Raw genomic sequence first — 22,496 nt, 5'->3', positions numbered from 1 at the left:
GCGACTGGAAGACCCTCGGGCCGAAGCTTCAGGGCAAGATCCACATCTATGTCGGCGACATGGACAACTTCTACCTGAACAACGCCGTCTATCTGATGGAGGACTTCCTCAAGAAGGCCGACCCGCCCTACCGCGGCGAAGTCGATTACGGCGATCGCGCCGAGCACTGCTGGAACGGCGACCACGCCAACCCCAACGGCATCTCGCGCCTCCGCTACAACACCTTCTACGTGCCCAAGATCCTCAAGCGCATCGAGGAAACCGCCCCCAAGGGCGCCGACCTCACCAGCTGGCGCTACTGAGCCTTCCCACCTTCGGCGTCTGACGCCGCCGGACCGGGCGCTGCGACCTCGCAGCGCCCGCCATCCGGATCATGCCTAACCGCCACCGGCATAACGCCGGAAAAACTCGAAAACCCAGGGGGATAGATATGGCGAACCTGAGTAGACCTGGCGCGGCCTTCCGGTCCGCGTTGCTTGCCACCAGCCTGTTCAGCGGCGTCTTCGTCGCTGGCGCGGCCGCGGCCCAAGATGCGACCGTCGAGGAAGTCGTCATCACCGGCACGCGCATCCGCTCGGCCAACATCGAAAGCGTCAGCCCGGTCGTCCAGATCGGCGGCGAAGAGGTGGCCGCCCGCGGCACGACCCGCACCGAAGACCTCGTGAACGCCCTGCCGCAGGTGTTCGCCGCCCAGGGCGCCGCCGCCTCGAACGAGGCCACCGGCACCGCCCAGGTCGACCTGCGCGGCCTGACGCCGGACCGCACCCTGGTGCTGGTCAACGGCCGTCGCCTGCCGTACGGCTCGCCGAAGTCCACCCCGTCGGACCTGAACCAGGTTCCGGCCGCCCTGATCAAGAACGTGGAAGTCCTGACCGGCGGCGCCTCAGCCGTGTACGGTTCGGACGCCATCGCCGGCGTCGTCAACTTCAAGCTCCTCGACAACTTCGAAGGCCTGAAGTTCTCGGCCAGCGTCAGCACCTACCAGCACACCAACGACCGCGACGGTCTGCGCGACCTGCTGGACACCCACAACGCCCTCCTGCCGGGCGCCTATGAGAAGCCCGAAAAGCACGTCTGGAACGGCTTCACCCAGGACTACTCGGTGATCGCCGGCGCCAACACCTCGGACGGCGCGGGCAACATCACGGCCTATGCGACGTACCGCAAGGTCAACGCGATCCTGCAAAAGGACTACGACTACAGCGCATGCGCCCTCGGCACGACGGGCCCGAACGGCAGCCTGTATTCGTGCTCGGGCTCGAGCTACAACGACCCGGCCAACTTCTCGAACACCGGCGGCCTGGCCGGCGTTCCGACCTCGTTCCGGGCCTCGAACGGCTCGTTCGTGGCGGGCAGCCAGACCTACAACTACGCGCCGTACAACTACTATCAGCGCCCTGACCAGCGCTACACGCTGGGCGCCATCGGCCACTATCGCATCAGCGACAAGTTCGAGCCCTACTTCGAAGTGGGCTTCATGGACGACCGCTCGACCGCCCAGATCGCCCCCGGCACCGTGTCCGGCGGCATCTTCGGCAGCCGCGGCGGCATGAACTGCGACAACCCGCTGCTCAGCGCGCAGCAGGCTGACTTCCTCTGCACCGCCGCTGGCCTGTCCACCGGCAGCAACTACGACGCCTCGGGCGCCTACATCGGCCCGCAGGGCATCGCCAACGGCCTGGTGGTCGCCCGCCGGAACGTGGAGCTTGGCCCGCGTCAGGACGAGATCCGTCACACGACCTTCCGCTTCGTCGGCGGTCTCCGCGGCGAGATCAACGAGGCGTTCAGCTATGACGCCTTCGCCTCCTACGCGAACGTGAGCTACCGCAGCCGCTTCACCGGCGACGCCAACCAGGCTCGCGTGGCCAACGCCCTGAACGCGGTCATCGACCAGCGTCCGGGTTCGGCGACCTACGGCAAGGTGGTCTGCGCCATCAACGCCGACGCCAACACGGCGAACGACGACGCCAAGTGCGCCCCGCTCGACTACTTCGGCGCCTCGGCCAGCAAGGCCGCGGTGGACTACATCGCCGAGTCCAAGGGCATCACCGGCGACACCTCGCTGACCAACCTGGTCTTCTCGGTGAGCGGCGACCTGGGCCACTACGGCGTCACCAGCCCGCTGGCTGAGAACGGCGTCGGCGTCGCCTTCGGCGTCGAATACCGCAAGAACACCCTCGATCTGGTGCCGGACGAGGCCTACCAGAACGCTGTGAGCCCGGAATATCCGGTCAGCGGCGTCACCAAGGCCAAGGAACTGTTCGCCGAAATCAACGCCCCGCTCGTCGAGGGCCGTCCCGGCGTCCACCTGCTGTCGTTCGAAGGCGGCTACCGCTACTCGGACTACAACACCGGCTTCGAGACCGACGCCTACAAGCTGGGCCTGAACTACTCGCCGGTCCGCGAACTGCGCCTGCGTGGTTCGTACCAGCGCGCCGTCCGGGCTCCGAACGTCGTCGAACTGTTCTCCTCGCAGAGCAAGTTCGAGGCTGAACTGAGCCAACTGGCCAACGGCCTGTACGATCCCTGCTCGGGCCCGACGCCCTACGCCAGCTTCGAGCAGTGCGCTCGCACCGGCGTGACGGCCGACCAGTACGGCAAGATCGTCGACAACCCGTCGGGTCAGTTCAACGCCCTCATCGGCGGCAACCCGAACCTCGACGCGGAAAAGGCCGACACCTACTCGCTGGGCCTCGTCGCTCAGCCGAGCTTCATCCCCGGCCTGACGGTCTCGCTCGACTACTTCAAGATCAAGGTCACGGACATGATCGGTTCGGTGAACCCGGGCCTGGCCATGACCAACTGCCTCGCCAACGGCGATGCTTACTTCTGCGGCCTGATCCAGCGCGGCGCCGGCGGCAGCCTCTGGCTGACCGACGACGGCTACTTCAAGCGCTTCAACATCAACACCGGGTCGCTGAAGACCTCGGGCCTGGACCTCTCGGTCGATTACCGCCTGAACCTGGCGGACCTCGGCCTCGAGGACATGGGCGTGGTCAACTTCAACCTGGTTGGCACCTGGCTCGAGAAGTACAAGACCAAGCCGCTCCCGAACTCGCCGGAAAGCGACGTTTATGAGTGCTCGGGCCTGTACGGCGGCCTCTGCGGTCGTCCGCGTCCGGAATGGCGCCACAAGCTGCTGGCCAGCTGGGAATCGCCCTGGCAGGTCCAGCTGAACGCCACCTGGCGCTACGTCTCCGAGGTGAAGATCTCGCAGACCAGCAGCCAGCCGGCGCTGCGTGGCAGCTACGCCGAGCGCAACGCCAAGCTCGGCGACCGTCACTACTTCGACCTCTCCGCGGCCTATGACATCCGCGAGAACATCGGCCTGCGGGTCGGCGTGAACAACATCTTCGATCGCGACCCGCCGCTCACCACGACGGCGGCGATCGAGGACGGCGGCAATGGGAACACCTATCCGCAGTTCTACGACGCCACCGGCCGTTACCTGTTCGCCGCCATCACGGTGGCGTTCTAAGGGCCGTATCCGCCGGCGCCCCCACCGCCGACGGATACATCCGCCTGGCTGAAAGGGGGCCTTCCCGCTCACGCGGGGAGGCCCCTGCTCGTTTGAGGAGACCCGCATGTCGCGCCATTTCCGAACCGCCGTCCTGGCCGCCGCGGCGGCTTGCGCCCTGATCGCCCAACCCATGGCTGCGCTCGCCGCGCCGGCCGGCCCCGCGCCGACCGACGCCGACCGGCAGGCCGCCCGCGCCCTGCTGCGCCAGCTGATCGAGATTCCGACGGCCAAGGGCCGCGGCCAGGTGCCGAAGCTGGTGGACGTGCTCGAAGCGCGGCTGACCGCCGCCGGCTTCAAGTCGGAAGACATCGTGCGTGTGCCGCTGGAGATAGACGGCGAACGCACCGAAGGCCTGATCGTCCGCTACGCGGGCCGCCAGACGGGCCGCGCGCCGGTGGCGCTGCTCGCCCACATGGATGTGGTGGACGCCGCGCGCGACAGCTGGGAGACCGATCCCTACAAGCCGGTGGAGAAGGACGGCTACCTCTACGGCCGCGGTTCCAGCGACAACAAGTACGGCGTCACCGTGCTGGTGGAGACCTTCGCGCGGCTGAAGCGCGCCGGCTGGACGCCTAACCGCGACCTGTTCCTCGCCTTCTCGGGCGATGAGGAAAGCGGGATGCTCACCACCCGCAAGATCATCGACCATCCGATGATGCGGGGCGTGGAATACGCCCTGAACGCCGACGCGGGCGGCGGCGCCGCCAGCCCCGACGGCAAGAAGATCAGCTTCAGCATGCAGGCGGCGGAGAAGACCAGCGCCACCTTCGAGCTGACCGCCACCAACGCCGGCGGCCACAGCTCGGCGCCCCGGGCCGACAACGCCATCTACGACCTGGCCGACGCCCTGAAGGCGGTCCAGGCGATCAGCTTCCCCGTCGAGTGGAACGAGATCACCCGCGACATGGCCGCCCGCACCGCCCGCGAGGAAGGCGGCGCGGTGGGCGCGGCGCTGCTGCGCCTGCTGGAGGACCCAACCGACGCCGCGGCCATCGCCGAGATGCGCCGCCAGCCGAACGTGGCCAACATCCTCTGGACCACCTGCGTGGCGACCATGCTGAAGGCAGGCACGGCCGAGAACGCTCTGCCGCCGTCCGCCAGCGCCCTCGTCAACTGCCGGATCCTGCCCGGCACGCCGGCGGCTGAGGTCCAGGCCAAGATCCAGGCCGCCGTGGGCGACAAGATCTCGGTCAAGCTTGTCGGCGAAGCGGTGGAGAGCCCGGTCTCGCCGATCCGCAAGGACATCATGGCCGCGCTGCAGAAAGCGGTCCGCGCCACTCATCCGGGCGCGGTGCTGGCCCCCAGCATGTCCGCGGGCGGCACCGAGGGCCGGGAGTATCGCCGCAAGGGCATCCCGACCTATGGCGCGGGCAGCCTTGTCATGGTGATGCCGGACGACATGCGGGCCCATGGCTCCAATGAGCGCCTGCCCCTGGCCTCCTTCGACGACCAGCTCACCTACTGGAACGTCCTGCTCGGGGAGATCGCCGGTAATGGCCGCTAGCAGCCCCTCGTTCGCCCTCAGCCGGCGGGGCCTGCTCGGGGCGGGCCTCGCCGCCGCCGGCGCGGCGCCTGCCCTGGCCCGGGCCTCGGGCGGCATCGTGCGCCCCCCGCCGATCTCGGCGACCGAGCGGGCCGTCCGGATCGCCAAGGCCCAGCGTCTGCTGCAGGAGCTTGGTCTCGCCGCGCTGATCGTCGAGCCCGGCTCGACCATGATCTACTTCTGCGGCGTCCACTGGTCGCTCAGCGAACGGCCGACCCTGCTGATGATCCCCCGCGAGGGGGCGGCCGAGATGGTGACGCCCGCCTTCGAGGAGAGCCGGCTGAACGAACTGCTCGGCATTCCCGCGGGCATCCGGACCTGGCACGAGCACGAGGACCCGTACGCCCTGGTGGCCGACTGGCTGACCGCGCGCAAGCTGGCCTCCGGAAAGATCGCCTTTGACGCGGGCGTTCGCCACTTCGTCTCGAACGGTATCCTGCGGGCGGCGCCCTCGGTTGTGGGCGTGAGCGGGGAGCCTGTCGTGGACGGCTGCCGGATGATCAAGTCGCCGGCCGAGATCGCCCTGATGCAGGCGGCGACCGACATCCTGATCGCCGCCTATCGGCAGGTGGGCCCGGCCATTTCGGCCGGCATGACTGGCCGCGACATCAGCCAGGCCATGAACCGCGCGATCCTCGCCCTCGGCGGCGAGGACCCCGGCGGCGGCGCGGTGGTGGGCGCGGCCAGCAGCCTGCCCCACGGCGGCATCCGCTTGGAGCCGGTGGGGCCGGGGGCGGTCGTGCTGATGGACTTCGCCTGCCGCGTGCAGGGCTACTACGCCGACATCTCGCGCACCTGCGTGTTCGGCGAGCCCGACGCCCGCGTGCGCCGGGTGTGGGAAGACGCCCGCAAGGGACAGGAGATCGCCTTCGAGGCCGCCCAGCTCGGTCGGCCTGCGGGCGAGGTGGACGATGCGGTGCGCGCCTACTACCGCAGCCGCGGTTATGCGCCGGGCTATGGCACGCCAGGGCTCACCCACCGCACCGGCCACGGCATCGGCCTCGACGTCCATGAGCCGGTGAACTTCGTGCACGGGGAGACGACTCGCCTCGCCCCGGGCATGTGCTTCTCGAACGAGCCGGGCATCTATGATCCCGGCGCCTTCGGGGTGCGGATCGAGGACTGTCTCTACATGACGGAGAAGGGCCCGCGCTGGTTCTCGCGGCCGCCGTCGTCGATCGACGCGCCCTTCGGCTGATCTGGCCGAACGCTCCCGCGGCTCAGGCTGCGGGAGCCTCCTTGGGGCCCCGGCGCCCTTCCTTCCGACCAATGAAAAGGCCCCGCCGGCGTCGCCGGCGGGGCCCTCGGTCGCGGTTGACGCCGGAACCTCAGTAGCCCTGGATCCGCGCGTAGCGGTCGCGGTGATAGGCCTGGTTGCCGAAGGCCGCCTCGGCCGCCCGGGCTCGCTTCAGATAGAAGCCCGCATCGTGGGCGTCGGTCATGCCGATGCCGCCGTGCATCTGCACCATCTCGTTGGACACGAGGTGGAAGGTGTCGCCCATCTTGGCCTTGGCCAGGGACACCAGTTCGGGCACGTCGGGGCTGTCGTTGTCGATGGCGGTGAGGGCCGCCTCCACCGCCGAGCGGGACAGTTCGAGCTCGGTGAACATCTTGGCCGCCCGGTGCTGGAGGGCCTGGAAGCTGCCGATCACCTGGCCGAACTGCACCCGGGTCTTGAGATATTCCAGAGTGGTCTCGAAGGCCTGGGTGGCGGCGCCCAGCATCTCGGCGCAGAGGCCCGCCCGGGTGCGGTCCAGCACCTTCTCGAGCGTCTCAGCGCCGCCGGAGAGCGGCTCGGCGGCCGCGCCGGCGAACTCGATGTTGGCGGCGCCGCGGCTGTCGGCCAGCCGCAGGCGGCTGCGCTTCACGCCCGGATCGTCCGCCTTGACGAGATAGAGGCCGACGCCGTCGGCGCCCCTGGCCGAAACCACCAGCAGGTCGGCGGCCATGCCTTCCAGCACGAAGGTCTTTTTGCCGGTGAGCTTGCCGCCCTCGACGGTCGTATCGACCTTTTCGGGCTTGTGGTGCGGGCCCTCGTCGATCGCCAGAGTGGCGACGACCTCGCCGGCGGCGATCTTCGGCAGCCAGGCCTGCTTCTGCTCTTCCGAGCCGCCCAGGACCAGGGCCGAAGCCGCCCCCAGGGCGCTGGCCAGGAGCGGCGAGGCGGTGAGGGTGCGGCCGGTCTCCTCCAGGATCAGGCCCATGGAGAGGTAGCCGAAGGCCGAGCCGCCGTACTCCTCGGGGATGATCACCCCGGCCCAGCCCATCTCGGCCATCTCGTTCCAGGCCGCCACGTCGTAGCCGAGCTCGGCGCCGCTATCGCGCATCTTGCGGAAGGCGGTGACGGGGCTCTTCTCCTGAACCCAGCTGCGGGCCGCGTCGCGCAGCATGTTCTGTTCTTCGGTCAGAACGGCCATGTGTCGTGTTTCCCTAAAATCTCTGTCTTTGCTGCGTGATCAGGCGGACTTGGTCGCGTCTGGCAGGCCCAGGATGCGCTTGGAGATGATGTTGTTCTGGATCTCCGCCGAGCCGCCGTAGATCGTGGTGGCCTTGCCGCCCAGCCAGTTGCGGACGAACGTCAGCTCTTCTTCCGAGAAGCCTTCGCCCTCCCAGCCGAGGCCCTGGCTGCCCAGGACTTCGATAGCCAGCTCCGCGCGCTCCTGCAGGGTCTGGCTGGCGGCGTTCTTCATGATCGAGGTCGCCGCCGAGGGGCCCTGGTTGCCCCTGGACTCCTGCATGGCGCGAATGGCGGTGAGCTGGAAAGCCTTGAGGTCGATATCGTTCTTGGCGATCCGCGCGCGCAGTTCGCTGTCGGCGATCCGGCCCTGCTCGTCCAGGCCGACGTACTCCTTGGCCAGGGCCGAGGGCGACCGGCCCGAGGCGTAGCGCCCGGCGCTGCCGCCGCCCCCCGCCAGGCTGTTGCGCTCATGCTGGAGCAGCCGCTTGGCGATGGTCCAGCCGCCGTTCAGCGGCCCGACCAGGTTCTCCTTCGGCACCTTCACGTCGGACAGGAAGGTCTCACAGAAGGGGCTGGCGCCGCTGATCAGCTGGATCGGCCGAACCTCGACGCCTGGCGTCTTCATGTCGAACAGCACGAAGGAAATGCCCTCGTGCTTCTTGGTGAAGTCCGTCCGCACCAGGCAGAAGCACCAGTCGGCCCACTGGGCGCCCGAGGTCCAGATCTTCTGGCCGTTCACCAGGAAGTGGTCGCCCTTGTCCTCGGCCCGGGTGGACAGCGCCGCCAGGTCCGAGCCGGCGCCGGGTTCGGAGAAGCCCTGGCACCACTGCACCTCGCCATTGGCGATGAGCGGAATGTGCCGCTTCTTCTGCTCCTCGGTGCCGTATTCCAGCAGGGTGGGGCCGAACATCATCGTCCCCATGCCGACGATCGGATTGTAGGCGCCGGCCCGGGCGAACTCCTGGTTCACCACCCGCGCCTCCGCCGGCGAAAGGCCGCCGCCGCCATAGGCCTTGGGCCAGGTCGGAACGCCCCAGCCCTTTTCGCCCACGGCCAGTCGCCAGGCCTTCTGGTCGGCGGTCTCCTGCTCACGCTCGGGGCCGACCGCCGGCCCCTTGCCCTTGCACGAGGCTGGGAAGTTCGCAGCCACCCACTCCCGCACTTCCGTGCGGAAGGCCTCCAGGTCGCCTCCTCCGAAATCGGCCATCGTAAAATCTCCGGCTCTAGGTTTGTTTTTAAATCAAATGCTTATTTGGGGTCGGGCAAACCGAGCACCCGTTTGGAAATGACGTTCAGATTGATTTCGGACGTGCCGCCTTCAATGGAGTTGGCCTTGGTCCGCAGCCAGCCGCGCACGGCCAGGAGCTCGGCGGGCTCGTAGCCTTCGCCGGTCCAGCCCAGGCCCTGGTGGCCCATGGCCTCCACCATCAGCTCGGACCGCTCCTTGGCGAACTCGGCGGCGGCGTACTTGATGATCGAGGTGGTGGCCGAGGGACCGTTGCCGGCCTTCGATTCCGCAGCCGAACGGGCGATGGTCTGGCGCAGGGCCTGGAAGTTCATCTTGTTGGCGGTGATGCGCGCCCGCAGGTCCGCATCGGCGAGGCGGCCCTCGCCGTCCACGCCCACATATTGCTTGCCGATCTGGCCAAGGTCGCCAGCGGCCCCGCCGGCGCTGCCGCCTTCGCCGAAGCCGGCCGAGATGTTCTGCCGCTCGTATTGCAGCAGCCGCTTGGCGATCTCCCAGCCGCCGTTCACCCGGCCCACCAGATTGCCCTTCGGCACCTTCACGTCGGTGAAGAAGGTTTCGCAGAACGGGCTCTCGCCGCTGATCAGCGGGATCGGCCGCGTCTCCACGCCCGGCGAGGTCATGTCGATGAGGATGAAGCTGATGCCCTCATGCTTCTTCGAGGTGTCGGTCCGCACCAGGCAGAAGCACCAGTCGGCCTTGTTGGCGTAGCTGGTCCAGATCTTGGAGCCGTTGATCAGCCAGTGGTCGCCCTTGTCCTCGCACTTGGTCTGCAGGCCGGCGAGGTCCGAGCCGGCGCCCGGCTCGGAATAGCCCTGGCACCAGCGGATTTCGCCGCGGACGATCTTGGGCAGGTGCTCGCGCTTCTGCTCCTCGGAGGCGTACTCCAGCAGCACCGGCCCCAGCATCCAGATGCCGAACGAGGCCAACGGCTGGCGATAGCGGCCGGCGGCCAGCTCCTGCTCCAGCACTCGGGCCTGCTGCGGCGACAGTCCGCCGCCGCCGTATTCCTTGGGCCAGGTCGGGGCGGTCCAGCCCTTCTCGGCCATGCGCTGCATCCAGACGATCTGCGGATCGCTGGAGCCGGCGAACGCCCGGCCGCCCCAGACGGCCTCGGGGTTGGTCTTCGCCTGCGGGTCACGCAGTTCGGCGGGGTAGTTCGCCTCCAACCACGCGCGGACCTCGGAGCGGAATGCGTCCAGCTCGGCGCCGCCGAAATCGGCCATGGCGTTCTCCCGTTTTTGATAACCTGTCTGTGGCAACTCTAACGCCGCTCCGCTCGCGGGCAAGCGGTTTGAAACAGTTGTTTGAGCTTCCGGTCGCCAGTTCAGCTATGCACCGCGCGTGCGATTCCTGAGGGATTTGAAGCCCGCCGCCTTTGCGGCGGCTCCATCGATGGCTGCGCTGCTCGCCCTCGGGTGCGGCGTGATGCTGCTCGCCTCCGGCGCCCGACCGTCCGAGCCCGAGCGGTTCGTCCAGCTCTTGGCCACCACGCCGGTGCTGCTGATCGAGCTCAGCCACCTGATCTCCAGCCTGCTCGGGCTGGTGCTGGTGATCCTGGCCTTCGGCCTGCGGGCCCGACTGGGGGCGGCCTGGGCGGCCACCATGATCGTCCTGCTCATCGCCGCGCCCCTCGGCCTCGAGAAGGGCATCGTCTGGGAGGACACCGCCATCCTCCTGGCCGCAGCGGCCCTCATCGCGCCCTTCCGCCGGGCGTTTCCGCGCACCGCCCGCCTCTCGCGAATGGAGGTGACGCCCGGATGGCTCGCCTCGGCGGCCTGCCTGCTCGCCGGCGCCGGCCTCATTGGCGTCTGGTCCTACATGAACGCCGACTATGGCGACGCCCCGTTCTGGCGGGTGTTCGTGGACGACGACATCGCCCGGTCGATCCGCGCCTGGGCGGCGGCGGCCATCGCCCTGCTGGCCTTCGGGCTGTGGCGGATGCTGGGGTCGGCCGCGCCTCCGCCGATCGCCGGCGAGGCCGATCCCGAGTTCGCCCGCGTCCGTCAGATTCTCGCCAAGGCCGAGGCCGCCCGGCCCAACTCCAACCTCGCCCTGCTCGGCGACAAGCGCTTCCTGTTCTCGGCGTCGGGCGAGACCTTCCTGATGTTCGGTGTGCGCGGGCGGTCCTGGATCGCCCTTGGTCCGCCGGTGGGCCGCGCCGACGAGCGGCTGGAACTGTTCTGGCGCTTCCGTGAACTGGCCGACGCTCACGCCGCTCGGCCGGCGCTCTACGCCCTCGACGCCGAGGACCTGCCCGACGTGGTGGAGATGGGCTTCTCGATCCAGAAGGTCGGGGAGGTGGCCGTCCTGCCGCTGCAGGGGTTCACTATCGATGGAACCCGGCGAGGCAAGGCCCGCCGCGCCTGGCGCCAGGCCCTGGAGGCAGGGGCCACGTTCGAGGTTGTTCCGCCCGAGGACGTCGCGGCGATCATGCCTGACCTCCAGCGGATCTCCGACATCTGGCTGGAGCGCCACGCCGGGGGCGAGAAGGGCTTCACCATGGGCGGCTTCCACCCCCGCTATGTGCAGGAGTTTCCGGTGGCGGTGGTCCGGTTCGAGGGGCGCATCATCGCCTTCGCCACCCTCTGGCCGGTGGCCGACCGCTCCGCCTTCTCCATCGACCTGATGCGCTATGTGGACGAGGGGCCCAAGCGCATCATGGACTTCCTCTTCGTGGAGCTCCTGAAGTGGGGCATGGCCCAGGGCTATGGGGCCTTCGACTTCGGCATGGCCCCCCTGTCGGGCCTGCAGGACCGGCCGCTGGCGCCCATGATGTCGCGCGTGGGCAGCCTGCTCTTCGAGAACGCCGAGGACCTCTACAATTTCCAGGGGGTCCGGGAGTTCAAGAACAAGTGGGATCCGCTCTGGCGGCCGCGCTACGTGGCCGCGCCGCGCAAGTGGGCCATTCCCATCGCCCTGGCCGACGTCAGCCTGCTGACCTCGGGCGGCGTGGCCGGACTGGCCAAGCGGCCCAGACGGGCCGACGACTAGCCGGCCTTAACGTCCGCCGCCGGTGGTGACGCCCAGCAGGTTCACGAGGTGCACCGCCATCAGCACCACCCCCGCCGCGGCCAGCAGCATGATGAAGCGCCACGGCGCCATGCGCGGGCCCCGGTGCGGATCGGGCGGCCGCGCGCCGCGCCAGCCGGCGAACAGGCCCAGGGCGGCGAGCACGGCGAGGCTGATCAGGGTGGTGTGCAAATCCATGGCCGCCGCCTAGCGCAGGCTGGGCCGTTGATCCACAGAAACGCTAATTCGCCACAACTAATAGGGTTAACGACGCGTTTACACCACTAGAATCGGTGGGTAGCGTCTCCTGCGGTTGGGAGAGCGATTCTATGACGGCCGGCGCGCCCTGGAGCGTCAAGGGGATCGATCCAAGGGCCCGTGAGGTCGCCAAGGACCTTGCCCGGCGCTCGGGGATGACCCTCGGCGAATGGCTTAACCGCGTCATCCTTGAGGACGATGCGGGCGAGGAGGCCGACCACGAGCCTCCGGCCCCGGAACGCGTCGCGCCCGAGCGCTTCCCCGAACGTTTCCCTGACCGCTTCGCCGACCGCACCCCCCGCCTGGCCTATGACGCCGGCGCCCGCTTCGCCCCGCCGCAGCAGGATTTCGACCGGGTCGCCTATGCCCTCGACCGGCTGACCGACCGGATCGAGGCCTCCGAGACCCGCACCGGCCTCGCCATCTCCGGCGTCGAGCATTCCGTGCGCCAGGCCCTGGCCCGGGTGGAGACCGCCGAGCGCGAGCATTTCACGCTTGGTGAGCGTCTGGCTCGCTTGGAGGCCGCCCCGGCCGGTCCGCGTTCGGCCGAAGCTCTGCGCATCCTCGAGGAGCGCATCCTACGGATCGAGGCCGGCGAACGGCGCACGGCCGAAGCCCTCGAGCAGATGGGCCGCCAGGTGCTGGCCATGGCCGAGGTGGTGAACCGCCGCCTGCAGGCCGCGGAGCAGCAGAACGCCGGCGCCCTGGAGCAGGTGGGGGGAGAGATCGCCCGCATCGCCGGCGCCGTCGAGGCGCGCCTCTCCCGCGCCGAGCAGGCGCAGGCCGAGAGCCTGGAGCGCTTCGGGGCGGAGATCGGGCGGCTCACCGACCGGTTCACCGAACGTCTGGCGGCCACCGAGCGCCGCACCGCCCAGTCCATCGACGAGGTGGGCCAGCAGGTCACCCGCGTCACCGAGCGGATGGAACAGCGTCAGGAGCGCGTGTCCACCGACCTCGCCGAGCGGATCCGCCGCAGCGAGGAGCGCACGGCGCGCCTGCTTGAGGAGGCGCGGACGCGGCTTGAGGGCCGTCCCTTTACGCGCCCGGTCGCCCAGCCCGCCGAAGGCGAGAACCAGGGCGCACGGATCGCCCCCCTGGACGCCCCAGTGGACGCCCTCGTGGCCTCGGTGGTCGCGCCGGCCGCCGATCCGGCGGCCGACGCCCCGCCGCGCGGACCGTTCAGCCCTGAGCTGTTCTCCCGCGCCGAACCCCTGGCCGACGCCTCCGTCGATCCGGTCCGGCCGCTGTTCGCGGCCGAGGACTTCGACGCCGCGGAGGATTTTGCGCCCATCGCCGAGCCGGAGGACGACGAGGTCCTGGAGCTCGACCGGCCGGAGCCGGCCGGCGCCGATGGCGGGCGCCCGCTTTCGACCCGCGAGGTCATCGACCAGGCCCGGGCCGCCGCCCGGGCGCAGATGGGCGTGCAGTCGGAGGCTGAGGCGCCCCGTCCCCGCCCGGTCGAGCTGCGGGCAAAGGTCGACCGGCGTCAGGCCAGCGGCCGCATGTTCGCCGGCTTCGGCGCGCCGAGGGCGCGGCGGTCGAACGGCGCGGTCCACACCGCCCTGATGGTGGCCGGCAGCGCCGCCTTCCTCAGCGTGGGCGCCGCGGGCGTCGTGCTGATGAACCGCCCCCAGGCCGACCAGCCTACGCCGGCCCAGGTTCTGGGCCAGAACCCCCGCGCGGCGGTGGCCATCGCCCCCGAAGCGGCGGCCGACGCCGGCTCTGTGGCGGCCAATGCGGAAGTTCAGGGCCGCTACGCGGAGGCCCTTCGCCTCATCGAGGCCAAGCGGGCCGGCGGCCTGGCCAAGCTCAAGGCCGTGGCGGAAGAGGGCTATGCGCCCGCCCAGTTCCATCTGGCCCAGCTTTATGAAACCGGCGGCGAAGGCGTGGTGCGCAACATGGCCGAGGCGCGCCGGTGGACCGCCCGGGCGGCCGAGGGCGGCGAGGCCGCCGCCATGCACAATCTCGGCCTCTACTACTTCCGGGGCGAGGGCGGCCCGCAGGACCTCGCCTCCGCGGCCCAATGGTTCCGCAAGGCCGCCGAGGCGGGCGTCGTCGACAGCCAATACAACCTCGGGCTCATGTACCAGTCGGGCAGCGGCGTTCAGAAGGATCCGGCCGAGGCCCTGAAGTGGTTCGACAAAGCGGCCGCCCAAGGCGACCAGCTCGCCCGGGCCGCCGCCGACGCGCTCAAGGCCAAATCGCAAAAGGCCGCGGCGGGCTAGCCCCGCCGAGATCGGCGGCTAGGGTAGGGCGGCATGGACATCTATCTGCCCATCGCCGAGGTCTCGGTGAACGCGCCGCTCATCGTGGCGCTCGGCCTGTTCGTCGGCTTCATCTCCGGCATGTTCGGCATCGGCGGGGGCTTCCTGATGACGCCGATGCTGGTGTTCCTGGGCATCCCGCCGGCGGTGGCCGTGGCCAGCATGTCCAATCATGTGGCGGCCTCGTCCATGTCGAGCGTCATCGCCTATGGCCGGCGCAGGGCCGTCGACCTGCGGATGGGCGCCGTCCTGGCGGTCGGCGGGATCATCGGCGCCATCCTCGGGGTCGAGCTGTTCCGCTGGCTGCGGCTGCTCGGCCAGTCGGAGCTGGTGGTCGCCGTCTCCTACCTGCTGTTCCTGACCATCATCGGCGGCCTGATGCTGGCCGAGTCGCTCGGAGCCATCCTGCGTCGCCGGCGCGGCCAGCCCCAGCCGCCCCGGCGCGACCGCCGCCCGCCGTGGCTCTATGGCCTGCCGCTGAAGATGCGCTTCCCGCGCTCGCGGCTCTACATCAGCGTTATCCCGCCCCTGGCCCTCGGGGCTTTCGTGGGCGTGCTCTCGGCGATCATGGGGGTGGGCGGCGGCTTCATCCTGGTGCCGGCCATGGTCTATCTGCTGCGCATGCCAGCCGGGGTGGTGGTGGGCACCAGCCTTCTGCAGATCATCGTCACCACCGCGCTCACGGGCGTGCTCCAGGCTGGCCGAAACCAGACCGTGGACATCGTGCTCGCCACCCTGCTCCTGGCCGGGGGCATCGTCGGCGCCCAGTACGGGGCCCGCGCCTCCCAGCGCTTCCGGGCCGAGGAACTGCGCGCAGTTCTGGCGCTCATCGTTCTCTTCGTCGGGCTCAGGATGGGCCTTGGGCTGTTCATCGCCCCTGACGAGCCCTTCGTCCTGATGAACGGGATGCACGGCTGATGGCGGTCGAGGCGCCCCCTCCGGCCATCTCGGCGGCCCTGACCGAGACCAATGTCCAGGTCAGCGCAGACTTCCGCGGCGCGCGGATCGTCCTCTATGGCGCGGTTTTCCAGCCGGACAACCGGCCGTCCGACGTGGTGGTCATCGTTCGTGGTCCCGAGCAGCCGGTGCGGATCGCCCGCAAGGTTCGGGTGGCCGGCCTCTGGCTCAACAGCCGTCCTGTCGTCTTCCGCGGCGCGCCGGGTTTCTACATGGTCGCCTCCAACCGGCCGCTGGAGGAGATCTCCAACTTCGGCCAGCTCCGGCGGCTGGGGGCCGGGGTCGATCACCTGCCCATCGACGCGCCGGACGAGCAGCGCATCGAGACGCGCTACGGCGTGCGCGACGTGGTCGTCTCCACCCTGGGGGCGGACTACTACGTCTGGCGCCGCGCGGTCGTGCGCCTCAAGCAGGCCGCCGGCCTCTATGACGAGGACGGCCGCGGCGTCCGCTTCGTGGACCAGGGGCTCTTCAGGGCCGAGATCGCCCTGCCGGCCGGCGCGCCCACAGGCGTCTATCGGGCGGACATCCTGCTCTTCCAGGACGGCAAGCCGGTGTCCCAGCGGGTTCGCACCCTGACGGTGGAAAAGGTGGGGCTGGAGCGGACTCTTTACCTCTGGGCTCATAACAGGCCATGGTCCTACGGCTTAGCCGCCATGGCCTTCGCCCTGGCGGCCGGCTGGGCCGCGTCGGCCGTATTCCGGAGAGACTGATTGCTCATGGATGACGTGCGGCCCGGGCGACGGGTCGAACCCGCCCCGGCTGCGCTCTGGATCATGGCGCTTCTGGCCCTGATCCCGTTTCCGGCGTCAGCTCTGGTGTACGGCTACGGGCCGCGGGAGGTTTCCGGGGCGGCGCTGACCATTCTCCTGAGCTGGGCGGCGCTGATGATCGCCTTTCTCGGCGGCGTGCGCTGGGGCCTGGAGACGCGGGAGGCGAGGCCCCGCTGGTATCGCCTGGCGTTGTCGGCGCTGGTCTCCACCGCCGCGCTCCTGGTGCTCCTCGGGCGCGGCCGGTTGCCGGACACCTGGATCCTCGGGGGCTTCGTGGTGGTCTTCCTGATCCAGTGGCTGTTCGATCACCAGACGCCCCAGACGCCGGCCCGCTATCCGATCCTGTCCACCATGATCACCTCCGGCGCCTGCATCTCCCTGGGCCTAGCGCTTGAGAAGGCGCTGAACGCCTAGCGCGGCATGGCCAGCATCCAGACGGCCATGGCGATCATCATCAGGTTTTCGGTGAGCGACACGAAGCCCAGCGGCACGTTCGAACCGCCGCCGACGCAGGCGCACTTGAGCTGCCGCCGGTCCACATAGACGGCCTTGTACACGGAGACGGCGCCGACGCCGCCGATGAACAGGGCCAGCGGGGCCGACAGCCAGGTCAGGACCCCGGCCACCATCAGCACCCCGGCAAGCCCCTCGGCGAACGGATAGACATAGCCGTAGCGGACCCATCGCCGCGCCAGCAGGTCGTAGTTCAGGAACATGGTCGAGAACTTCTCGATGTCCTGCAGCTTCAGCATGGCCAGCAGGCACATGCTGAAGGCGACGAACCACTCGCCCGCCCGCACGGTCAGGGGCGAGCCGAATGCGGCCAAGCTGGCGGCCATGGCCATCAGCGCCGCCATGGCGAAGACCGCGATCACGGGCCGGTAGCTGGTCTCCCCAGGCTCGGCCACCTTCATCCCGAAGTGTCGGCGAAGGTCGTCGTAGCCGCCGATCCGCCGGCCGTCGATGAAGACCTGGGGCGTGGTCTTCACCCCGTGCTCGGCCTTGAAGGCGTCGGTCTGGGCCCGTGTGGTCAGGTGGTGATCCTCGACCTGGAACCCGCGCCGCTTCAGGAGGTCCAGGGCTTTCAGTCCATAGGGACAGGTGTGGTCGGCCATCACCATGCGGTGGAGTTCGGCGGTCTTGGCGGCGGGGGAGGTCATCGAGGGGCTAGCTTGTTTCGCAACTCGCCCTGACCATATGGGTTCCGTACCATGGTACGGAGTCAACCATGCCCGGGATGACCATCTCCGCCCTGGCCCGGGCGGGCGGCGTCGGCGTCGAGACCGTGCGCTACTACCAGCGCCGCGGCCTGCTGCCCGAACCGCCCCGGCCTGCAGGGGGCGGACTCGGCGGCGGCGTGCGCCGCTATGGCGAGGAGGAGCTGCGGCGGCTGCGGTTCATCCGGTCGGCCCAGGCCGCGGGCTTCACTCTTGAGGAGATCGGAGAGCTGCTGGAGCTGCAGGCCACCGATGGGCGGCCGCGCGCCCGGGAAATGGCCCGCGCCCGGATCGCCGCCCTCGACGCGCGCATCGCCGAACTCTCTACCGCCCGGGCCGCCCTGGCGCGCCTGGCCGACGAATGCGCCGAAGACTCCTGCGGCCCCTGTCCGATCCTGACGGCCTTCGAGCGGTGAGGCGGCTCATACCAAGGGCTGATACCGGCCAGGCGGCGGCGTCCCTACTCTGACGTCATCGAGACCGGAGCGGGACGATGCAGGGGGAAATCTGGATGGGGGGGCGAGATCGGGCGTTTCGAGGGCGTGCAGGCGCAGCTGCGGTCGGCCAGGCTGCTGATCGGCAGGGATGACGCCCTGGCGAGCCAGCTGCTCTCGGACGCCATGGAAGCGCTTGGCCGGCTGCTGGGCGAGGCGGCCCATCCTGTGGCTGCCGGTCAGGTCCGGCTGTAGCGCGAGACGGCTTCGCGAACGCCGAGCGCCTCGGCCATCCGCACCAGGTCCGCGAGGGACTCGGCCTCCATCTTCCGCATCAGGTTGCCGCGGTGGATCTTCACCGTGATCTCGGACAGCTCCAGGCGTCCAGCCACCTGCTTGTTCATCAGACCGGCGGTCACCAGGCCCATCACATCGCGCTCGCGGGGCGTCAGGGACTCGTAGCGAGCCTTCAGACCATCGGCCTGCCGCCGCTCGGCCCGCCGGGCGCGATCCTGCGCCATGGCCTCCTCGATCGCGGCCAGCAGTTCGGCTTCCTCGAAGGGCTTGGTCAGGAAGGTCACGGCGCCGGCGCGCATGGCCCGCACCGTCATGGGGATGTTCCCGTGGCCGCTGATCAGGATCACCGGCGTCAGCGTCTCGCTGTCCTTCAGGGCCTGCTGCAGATCTAGGCCGTTGGCCGCCCCAAGCTGCACGTCCAGCACCAGGCAGGCCGCCTTGTCCGCCGCCTCGTTGGCCAGGAAGTCGTCGGGCGCGGCGAAGGTGAGGACCTGATAGCCCGCCGCCCTCAGGAGCGCGTCCAGGCTTTCGCGGACGTCCGGGTCGTCGTCGACGATGCAGACCAGGCCGCCGGTTTCGCTCTCGTCCATCGGTCCCTCCATACGACGCCGCCGATCAGGCGGCCAGCAGCGCCTCCACCTCGTCCAGCAGTTCCTCGGGGTCCGCAGGCTTTTCGACGAACAGGGCGACGCCGTTCGCCGCCGCCCGAGCCCGCGTCTCGGCTGTGGGGAAGGCGGTCATCAGGATCACGGGCGCCGCGTATCCCTGGCGGCGCAGCGTCTCTGAGAGGTCCAGGCCGTCCATGCCCGGCATGTTCAGGTCGGTGATCAGGCAGGTCATCTGCGCCAGCTCGGGCGCGGCCAGCAGGGCCTCGGCCGCTGCAAACCCCCTGGTCGCCACCCCGGCCGAGCGGAAGAACGAGCCGATGCTTTCGCGCACCTCCTCGTCATCATCGACGATGCAGATCAGGCCACCGGCGCGCACAGGTCCTACTCCCACCGCTTGGCGCGGTCGCCTTCCATAGGCGCCTGTTCGGCGCGCCGGGCCATCATATCAAGATATGAGTTCGGCGGCTCGCCGGGCGGTCTGCCCCACGGGCGGCAGGGTGAAGGCCACGCAGGCGCCAGGGCCGTCCGGATTGTTGGTCGCCGTGATCCGGCCCCCTTGAGCTTCGATGATCGAACGGCAGATCGACAGGCCCATGCCCATGCCGTCGGGCTTGGTGGTGAAGAACGGCCGGAAGATGCGGTCCTCGGCGCCATTGGGAAACCCCGGGCCGGTGTCCTTCACCGCCAGTTCGGCCTGGCCCTCGGGCGTGGCGTCCAGGGTCACCGTCACCTCCCGCCGACGCTCCTGGGTCTCGCGCAAGGCCTGCACGGCGTTCAGCATCAGGTTGAGCAGCACCTGCTGCACCTGCACTCGATCGCCGAGGGCCATAGGCGCATCGTCCCGCCAGCGCCGGTGAATCGCCGCCCCGGCCGCGCGGGCTTCGCGCTGCACCAGGACGATCGTCTCCTCGGCCAGGGCCGCGAGGTCCAAGGGCTCGGCCTGGGGGGCGGTCTTGCGGACCATGGCGCGCACACGCCCGATCACCTCCGCGGCGCGGGCGCCGTTGGCGATGATCCGGTCGAGGCAGGCGTCGGCCTCGGCGAGATCGGGCTCCGTCCGGTCCAGCCAGCGCTTGCCCGACCGCGCGAAGTTGATGATCGCCGTCAGCGGCTGGTTCACTTCGTGCGCGATGGAGGCGGCGAGCTGGCCCAGGGTCGCCACCCGGGCCGCATGGGCCAGCTCGGCCGAGGCCTCCTCCAGTCGCGCCCGCGCGGCGTTCTGCTCCGTCACGTCCATGGCCATGGCCAGCACATTGGCTTCGCCCTGAGCCGTGGGCAGCAGGGTCAGCCGCAGCACCACGTCCACGAGCCGGCCGTCCAGGGTCTCAAGCCGCGTCTCGACCTCGGCGCCGGGCCGCCCGGCCGCGAGACCGCCCAGTAGCCGTCCGCAAGCTTCCAGGCTCTCGGCCGGGAACCGATCGCCGATGCTCATGCCGCAGAGCACGGCCGGGGAGGGCGCGCCCAGGAGACGCGCCGCCGCGGGGTTCGCCGTACGCAACACCGCAACCCCGATCGCCGCGCGCACCGTCTCGGGGCGGTTCGCGAGCCAGGCTTCCAGCGCCTCGCTACCCGCCAACGCCTCGGGGGCGGCGGATCGGACGACCCGCAAGGTCTGCGACCAGTCCGATTCCCAGGCCGCGAAGCCTGCCGCGTCGAACATGGTCCGGTAGCGTTCTTCCGAGGCCTGGCGCTGGCGGTCGGCGCGTCGCTGCTCGGTGAGGTCCGCGCTGGACTCGATCACTCCCACGCTCCGGCCCTCGGGATCGCGCCGCACGAGCCAGCGGCTGGCGAGCACAAGCCGGGCGCCGTCGCGTCGGGTGCGGATCAGTTCGCCCGACCACTGGCCGTCCCGGGCCAGGGCCGCCTCGACCTCCTCGGTGGGGAAGACGCTTCGCAGGAGGTCCTGACAGGGGCGGCCCACCGCCTCGTCCCGGCGCCAGCCGTACAGCTGCTCGGCGCCCTCGTTCCAGTGGACGATGACGTCATTTCGATCCCGGATGATCACCGTGTCGTGCGACAGCTCCAGGATCCGCGCCTGCTCGCCGAGGGTCGTGCGGATCGAGCGGTCCCGCAGGGAGAGCGCGGTGGTGGCGCCGATGGCCACCAGGCTGACCACCAGCCGCGACCAAGCGCCGCCCGACGGACCGGTGATGTGGCCGCCCCAGAACGCCGCCACCGCGAGGAGCGCTGTGATTGCGCCCGCCGCCGCCACCATCCCCCGGCCCAGGGGCGCCAGGAGCAGGACGATGACGATGTAGAGCACCGCCACGGCCCCGTCGAAGGGGCTCAGCAGGTCGAAGGTGAAGATCGCGCCGGCCAGGATCAGAGAGGCGCCGAGCAGCAGGCGCCGGCGCCGTGCGAGGCCGTCGATGTCCGTCCAGCCGGCCATGCCAATTTCCTCGCGCCCAGGCGCCGCCCGGCGGCGTTCAGGCGACCCGTGTCGCCTCGAGCACCAGGGCGGCGATCTGCTTCGGCCTAGAGATAGGTGACAGGTGGCTGGCCTGCACCTCGATGGTCCGCGCCTTCATCCGTCCCGCCATGAACCGCTGCAGGTCCGGGTCGATGGTCCGGTCTTCGGTGGAGACCGCATAGAAGCTGGGCCTCGCCTTCCAGGCGGCGGCGGTGGTCCGTTCGGCCGTCAGGCTGCGGCGGAACGGCTGCTGGACCGCATAGAGGACGCGGGCTCGCTCGGCCGGCAGGTCGCCGGCGAAGTCGCGCAGGAAGGCGGTTTCGGTCAGGCGCCCCTCGTCGGCGTCGAACACGATCCCGGCGCCGGCCGGAGGCGTCGGAAACAGCTCAGCCAAGGCCGCATAGTCCTCGCCGGCGTCAGGCGCTCGGGCGGCCACATAGACCAGAGAGGCGACCTTGGGGTGCAGGCCGGTCTCGGAGATCAGCACGCCCGCGAACGAGTGGCCCACCAGCACCGTCGGCCCGTCCTGCCGGTCAAGCACGCGGCGGATGGAGTCGGCGGCCTCGGCGAGCGTGGTGAGCGGGTTCTGCACCGCCGTGGCGTTCAGGCCCGCGGCCTGCAGTCGGGCGATCACCTCGCTCCAGCACGAGCCGTCTGCGAACAGGCCGTGGGCCAGCACCACGTTGCGTACGCGGCCCGCAGGCTGGGCCCGCGCCTCCACCTGCCTGGCAAGTCCGAAGACCGCGCCGGCGGCCAGGGTGGTCATCACATCGCGGCGACGGAGGGGCATGGTCCGAACTCCTTGCGGAAGCCGGACCATCACCTAGGGCGAACGGCGTTCGCTCGCATCTATCCTTTGGTGTGTGGGCGCGTCGCTTTTCACCTGCACCCGGTGGATTGCGCCCTACAGCACAGGCAGTGGCCTGCGGATATCGCTGGACCAGAGGGCGGGAGGGAAGGGCTGGGGGCGGATATGAAAAAGGCGCGGCCGGACGAGCCGGTCGCGCCTTCGTCTTTAGTCGAGCGTCTGAAGCCTTAGGCGGCTTGCAGGTTGCCCGCGGCGGTCTTGCCGCTGCGCGAGTCCCGCTGCAGCTCGAAGCTCAGCTTCTGGCCTTCGTGCAGCGAGGGCATGCCCGCGCGCTCGACGGCCGAGATGTGCACGAAGACGTCGTTGCCGCCGTCGTCGGGTTGGATGAAGCCGAAGCCCTTGGTGGCGTTGAACCACTTCACGGTGCCGATGATCATATGTCGTTCCTTTCCGGATACGAGTTCTCACGCCCGAGAATGAGCTGTGAGATCAAATTTTCGGAGAGGTCGGTGGGCGGATCTCGGTTCAGAAAGCGGAGCTTTCGGAGAAGTCGCCGTAGAGCGTCAACGAATTTGATTTCAGAAGAATGGGCCGGATATCGATGGGATGCAAGGATGAATTTGGAATTATTTTGTGGGGCGGCGCTTTTTCGGCCGTTTAATGCTAAGCTTTAGGGATCGCATGCGTCCTC

At 69.6% G+C, this 22,496-nt stretch carries 21 protein-coding genes and 1 pseudogene; 11 read left to right on the top strand and 11 right to left on the bottom strand.

The annotated features are described in order from the left end of the window. The 4 genes from BO64_RS08660 to BO64_RS08645 all read left to right on the top strand — a co-directional run. On the top strand, positions 1-302 hold a 302-nt coding region (locus tag BO64_RS08660), incomplete at its 5' end, for a hypothetical protein (RefSeq protein WP_496402885.1). A gap of 128 nt (positions 303-430) precedes the next feature. Continuing rightward, the gene (locus tag BO64_RS08655; protein WP_496402884.1) at positions 431-3,478 is read left to right on the top strand and encodes a TonB-dependent receptor domain-containing protein; all 3,048 of its coding nucleotides are present in this window, start codon (positions 431-433) and stop codon (positions 3,476-3,478) included. Between the two features lie 106 nt (positions 3,479-3,584). Then, positions 3,585-5,024, top strand: coding sequence for a M20/M25/M40 family metallo-hydrolase (locus BO64_RS08650; RefSeq protein WP_496402883.1), 1,440 nt, complete (start codon positions 3,585-3,587; stop codon positions 5,022-5,024). Further along, positions 5,014-6,261, top strand: coding sequence for a M24 family metallopeptidase (locus tag BO64_RS08645; RefSeq protein WP_496402882.1), 1,248 nt, complete (start codon positions 5,014-5,016; stop codon positions 6,259-6,261). The genes BO64_RS08650 and BO64_RS08645 overlap by 11 nt, the downstream gene beginning before the upstream one ends. A 130-nt stretch (positions 6,262-6,391) precedes the next feature. On the opposite strand, the gene BO64_RS08640 is transcribed toward BO64_RS08645, so the two are convergent. The 3 genes from BO64_RS08640 to BO64_RS08630 are packed head-to-tail and all read right to left on the bottom strand — an operon-like array spanning position 6,392 to position 9,993. Next, positions 6,392-7,480, bottom strand: coding sequence for an acyl-CoA dehydrogenase family protein (locus BO64_RS08640; protein ID WP_496402881.1), 1,089 nt, complete (start codon positions 7,478-7,480; stop codon positions 6,392-6,394). Positions 7,481-7,519: 39 nt separating this feature from the next. After that, positions 7,520-8,728, bottom strand: a complete 1,209-nt coding sequence (locus tag BO64_RS08635) for an acyl-CoA dehydrogenase family protein (RefSeq protein WP_496402880.1) — start codon at positions 8,726-8,728, stop codon at positions 7,520-7,522. A 41-nt stretch (positions 8,729-8,769) separates the two neighbouring features. Then, positions 8,770-9,993: an acyl-CoA dehydrogenase family protein gene (locus tag BO64_RS08630; RefSeq protein WP_496402879.1), complete on the bottom strand. Its 1,224-nt coding sequence runs from the start codon at positions 9,991-9,993 to the stop codon at positions 8,770-8,772. Positions 9,994-10,162: 169 nt separating this feature from the next. Between BO64_RS08630 and BO64_RS08625 the strand changes: the two genes are divergently transcribed. Then, a complete protein-coding gene (locus tag BO64_RS08625; protein WP_496402878.1) occupies positions 10,163-11,761 on the top strand; it encodes a phosphatidylglycerol lysyltransferase domain-containing protein in 1,599 nt (532 codons plus the stop codon). A gap of 6 nt (positions 11,762-11,767) precedes the next feature. On the opposite strand, the gene BO64_RS08620 is transcribed toward BO64_RS08625, so the two are convergent. After that, a complete protein-coding gene (locus BO64_RS08620) occupies positions 11,768-11,977 on the bottom strand; it encodes a hypothetical protein (protein ID WP_496402877.1) in 210 nt (69 codons plus the stop codon). A 131-nt stretch (positions 11,978-12,108) separates the two neighbouring features. Between BO64_RS08620 and BO64_RS08615 the strand changes: the two genes are divergently transcribed. Genes BO64_RS08615 through BO64_RS08600 form a run of 4 tightly spaced genes read left to right on the top strand, consistent with a single transcriptional unit; the run spans position 12,109 to position 16,445 of the window. Further along, positions 12,109-14,262, top strand: coding sequence for a tetratricopeptide repeat protein (locus BO64_RS08615; protein ID WP_496402876.1), 2,154 nt, complete (start codon positions 12,109-12,111; stop codon positions 14,260-14,262). Positions 14,263-14,295: 33 nt separating this feature from the next. Then, positions 14,296-15,219 (top strand): sulfite exporter TauE/SafE family protein, encoded by a 924-nt coding sequence (locus BO64_RS08610; RefSeq protein WP_496402875.1) that lies wholly within the window; start codon positions 14,296-14,298, stop codon positions 15,217-15,219. Further along, positions 15,219-15,971 carry a TIGR02186 family protein gene (locus BO64_RS08605; protein ID WP_496402874.1) on the top strand — a complete coding sequence of 251 codons (753 nt, stop codon included), beginning with the start codon at positions 15,219-15,221 and terminating at the stop codon, positions 15,969-15,971. Before BO64_RS08610 ends, BO64_RS08605 begins: the two co-directional genes overlap by 1 nt. Before the next feature lie 6 nt (positions 15,972-15,977). Continuing rightward, positions 15,978-16,445, top strand: coding sequence for a DUF3429 domain-containing protein (locus BO64_RS08600; protein WP_496402873.1), 468 nt, complete (start codon positions 15,978-15,980; stop codon positions 16,443-16,445). Here BO64_RS08600 and BO64_RS08595 read toward each other — a convergent pair. Beyond that, entirely contained in the window at positions 16,442-16,945 is a 504-nt protein-coding gene (locus tag BO64_RS08595; protein ID WP_496402895.1) for a MauE/DoxX family redox-associated membrane protein, read from the bottom strand. The two genes, BO64_RS08600 and BO64_RS08595, sit on opposite strands and share 4 nt — an antisense overlap. A 45-nt stretch (positions 16,946-16,990) precedes the next feature. After that, positions 16,991-17,176, bottom strand: a pseudogene (locus tag BO64_RS08590) (glutaredoxin domain-containing protein); the annotation flags it as partial. An 83-nt stretch (positions 17,177-17,259) separates the two neighbouring features. Between BO64_RS08590 and BO64_RS08585 the strand changes: the two are divergent. Together BO64_RS08585 and BO64_RS08580 are read left to right on the top strand one after the other, a co-directional pair. Next, a complete protein-coding gene (locus tag BO64_RS08585) occupies positions 17,260-17,664 on the top strand; it encodes a MerR family DNA-binding protein (RefSeq protein WP_496402872.1) in 405 nt (134 codons plus the stop codon). A gap of 126 nt (positions 17,665-17,790) precedes the next feature. Next, complete coding sequence (locus BO64_RS08580; protein WP_496402871.1) at positions 17,791-17,937, top strand: hypothetical protein; 147 nt, start codon at positions 17,791-17,793, stop codon at positions 17,935-17,937. On the opposite strand, the gene BO64_RS08575 is transcribed toward BO64_RS08580, so the two are convergent. The 5 genes from BO64_RS08575 to BO64_RS08555 form a co-directional block, all read right to left on the bottom strand. Then, a complete protein-coding gene (locus BO64_RS08575; RefSeq protein WP_496402870.1) occupies positions 17,922-18,569 on the bottom strand; it encodes a response regulator transcription factor in 648 nt (215 codons plus the stop codon). The genes BO64_RS08580 and BO64_RS08575 overlap by 16 nt on opposite strands. A 25-nt stretch (positions 18,570-18,594) precedes the next feature. Next, entirely contained in the window at positions 18,595-18,963 is a 369-nt protein-coding gene (locus BO64_RS08570; RefSeq protein WP_496402869.1) for a response regulator transcription factor, read from the bottom strand. A gap of 69 nt (positions 18,964-19,032) precedes the next feature. Beyond that, complete coding sequence (locus BO64_RS08565) at positions 19,033-20,976, bottom strand: PAS domain-containing sensor histidine kinase (protein WP_496402868.1); 1,944 nt, start codon at positions 20,974-20,976, stop codon at positions 19,033-19,035. A 37-nt stretch (positions 20,977-21,013) separates the two neighbouring features. After that, the gene (locus BO64_RS08560) at positions 21,014-21,787 is read right to left on the bottom strand and encodes an alpha/beta fold hydrolase (protein WP_496402867.1); all 774 of its coding nucleotides are present in this window, start codon (positions 21,785-21,787) and stop codon (positions 21,014-21,016) included. 245 nt (positions 21,788-22,032) lie between these two features. Further along, on the bottom strand, positions 22,033-22,242 hold the full coding sequence (locus tag BO64_RS08555) for a cold-shock protein (RefSeq protein ID WP_496402866.1): 210 nt from the start codon (positions 22,240-22,242) through the stop codon (positions 22,033-22,035). Between the last annotated feature and the right edge of the window lie 254 nt (positions 22,243-22,496).

The organism is Phenylobacterium composti DSM 19425, assembly GCF_059568645.1.
This window is presented reverse-complemented; position numbering and strand designations above follow the sequence as displayed.

Excerpts from the sequence above, each read along its gene's own strand:
- BO64_RS08655 (WP_496402884.1), top strand. The coding sequence starts at position 431 with ATGGCGAACCTGAGTAGACCTGGCGCGGCCTTCCGGTCCGCGTTGCTT.
- BO64_RS08650 (WP_496402883.1), top strand. The coding sequence starts at position 3,585 with ATGTCGCGCCATTTCCGAACCGCCGTCCTGGCCGCCGCGGCGGCTTGC.
- BO64_RS08645 (WP_496402882.1), top strand. The coding sequence starts at position 5,014 with ATGGCCGCTAGCAGCCCCTCGTTCGCCCTCAGCCGGCGGGGCCTGCTC.
- BO64_RS08640 (WP_496402881.1), bottom strand. The coding sequence starts at position 7,480 with ATGGCCGTTCTGACCGAAGAACAGAACATGCTGCGCGACGCGGCCCGC.
- BO64_RS08635 (WP_496402880.1), bottom strand. The coding sequence starts at position 8,728 with ATGGCCGATTTCGGAGGAGGCGACCTGGAGGCCTTCCGCACGGAAGTG.
- BO64_RS08630 (WP_496402879.1), bottom strand. The coding sequence starts at position 9,993 with ATGGCCGATTTCGGCGGCGCCGAGCTGGACGCATTCCGCTCCGAGGTC.
- BO64_RS08625 (WP_496402878.1), top strand. The coding sequence starts at position 10,163 with ATGGCTGCGCTGCTCGCCCTCGGGTGCGGCGTGATGCTGCTCGCCTCC.
- BO64_RS08620 (WP_496402877.1), bottom strand. The coding sequence starts at position 11,977 with ATGGATTTGCACACCACCCTGATCAGCCTCGCCGTGCTCGCCGCCCTG.
- BO64_RS08615 (WP_496402876.1), top strand. The coding sequence starts at position 12,109 with ATGACGGCCGGCGCGCCCTGGAGCGTCAAGGGGATCGATCCAAGGGCC.
- BO64_RS08610 (WP_496402875.1), top strand. The coding sequence starts at position 14,296 with ATGGACATCTATCTGCCCATCGCCGAGGTCTCGGTGAACGCGCCGCTC.
- BO64_RS08605 (WP_496402874.1), top strand. The coding sequence starts at position 15,219 with ATGGCGGTCGAGGCGCCCCCTCCGGCCATCTCGGCGGCCCTGACCGAG.
- BO64_RS08600 (WP_496402873.1), top strand. The coding sequence starts at position 15,978 with ATGGATGACGTGCGGCCCGGGCGACGGGTCGAACCCGCCCCGGCTGCG.
- BO64_RS08595 (WP_496402895.1), bottom strand. The coding sequence starts at position 16,945 with ATGAAGGTGGCCGAGCCTGGGGAGACCAGCTACCGGCCCGTGATCGCG.
- BO64_RS08585 (WP_496402872.1), top strand. The coding sequence starts at position 17,260 with ATGCCCGGGATGACCATCTCCGCCCTGGCCCGGGCGGGCGGCGTCGGC.
- BO64_RS08575 (WP_496402870.1), bottom strand. The coding sequence starts at position 18,569 with ATGGACGAGAGCGAAACCGGCGGCCTGGTCTGCATCGTCGACGACGAC.
- BO64_RS08565 (WP_496402868.1), bottom strand. The coding sequence starts at position 20,976 with ATGGCCGGCTGGACGGACATCGACGGCCTCGCACGGCGCCGGCGCCTG.
- BO64_RS08560 (WP_496402867.1), bottom strand. The coding sequence starts at position 21,787 with ATGCCCCTCCGTCGCCGCGATGTGATGACCACCCTGGCCGCCGGCGCG.
- BO64_RS08555 (WP_496402866.1), bottom strand. The coding sequence starts at position 22,242 with ATGATCATCGGCACCGTGAAGTGGTTCAACGCCACCAAGGGCTTCGGC.